2 protein-coding genes and 1 pseudogene are annotated in these 1173 nt (G+C 69.5%); all 3 read left to right on the top strand.

The window, feature by feature from the left end; genetic code table 11:
- The coding region (locus G5C65_RS37505) for a roadblock/LC7 domain-containing protein (RefSeq protein ID WP_420903409.1) at positions 1-191 on the top strand (191 nt) is incomplete at its 5' end.
- Between the two features lie 143 nt (positions 192-334).
- Positions 335-1015: a DUF742 domain-containing protein gene (locus G5C65_RS37500; protein ID WP_165303510.1), complete on the top strand. Its 681-nt coding sequence runs from the start codon at positions 335-337 to the stop codon at positions 1013-1015.
- Positions 996-1173: pseudogene (locus G5C65_RS37495) on the top strand (ATP-binding protein); the annotation flags it as partial. The gene G5C65_RS37500 and the pseudogene G5C65_RS37495, both read left to right, overlap by 20 nt.

Below are 1173 nucleotides of genomic sequence, written 5' to 3'. Positions count from 1 at the left end.
CGGTGGTGGAGATGGAGCGGGGCTTCCTCTTCATCATGTCCATCTCGGACGGCTCCTCGCTGGCCGTCCTCGCCCATCCCGAGGCCGACATCGGTCTCGTCGGCTACGAGATGGCCCTGCTCGTGGATCGTGCGGGAAGTGTCCTCACCCCGGATCTCCGTGCTGAGCTGCAAGGCAGCCTTCTCAACTAGGACGTGACCGGGAGCCAGACGGTGCACATCGCGGCTGCGCACCCTAAAGTGCGGGGACGCGGTGCCGAGCAGGAGCGTTGAAGTAGCGGGGAGAGTCCCCGCGAACGCAACGGCCCGAACGTCCGTGAGTCGGAGGAGGAAACGTGGCAACGCCCCCAGGAGGTCCGTCTTCGTACGGCAGTGGTCATGAGGGCCGTGCTGATGAGGAGCGTGGCGGCGACGCCCCGTTCCTGAACCGCTTCAACTTCCCCTCGGCTCCCAGCGAGTACGCCCAGCCGCAGCAGCCCCAGCCCCAGCCCCAGGGCCAGCCGCAGTACCAGCAGCACCAGCACCAGCAGCACCAGCAGCAGGGTCCGCCGCAGCGGCCCCAGCCCCAGGCACCACCACCGCGCCCCGAGCCCTTCCAGCACCAGCCGCCGCCGTCGCGGCACGGCGAGGTGGACGGGCCGGAGTTCGAGGACCAGCTCTCGCAGCAACCCCAGCAGCCGCTGGTCCGACCGTACGCGATGACGGGTGGCCGGACCCGTCCCCGGTACCAGCTGGCCATCGAGGCTCTGGTGCACACCGCGGCCGAACCCGCCCAGCTCCAGGGCCAACTGCCCGAGCACCAGCGGATCTGCCGTCTGTGCTACGAGATCAAGTCGGTGGCCGAGATCTCCGCACTCCTGACCATTCCGCTCGGCGTCGCCCGGATCCTCGTCGCCGACCTGGCCGAAGCCGGACTCGTCGCCATCCACCAGCCCGGTGGCGGCGAGCAGAGCGCCGACGGCCAGCCCGACGTGACACTGCTCGAAAGGGTGCTCAGTGGACTTCGCAAGCTCTAGCGGCGGGACCGTTGGAGGTACGGCCCGATCCACCACCTCCGCGAAGATCGTGGTGGCCGGCGGCTTCGGCGTCGGCAAGACGACCTTCGTCGGCGCGGTCTCGGAGATCAATCCGCTGCGCACGGAGGCGGTGATGACCTCGGCGTCGGCGGGCATCG

The sequence above is a fragment of the Streptomyces boncukensis genome (genome assembly GCF_011045075.1).
Taxonomy (GTDB): Bacteria; Actinomycetota; Actinomycetes; order Streptomycetales; family Streptomycetaceae; genus Streptomyces; species Streptomyces boncukensis.
Note: the sequence above shows the minus strand (reverse complement) of the source record. Positions and strands in the feature narration are given on the sequence as shown.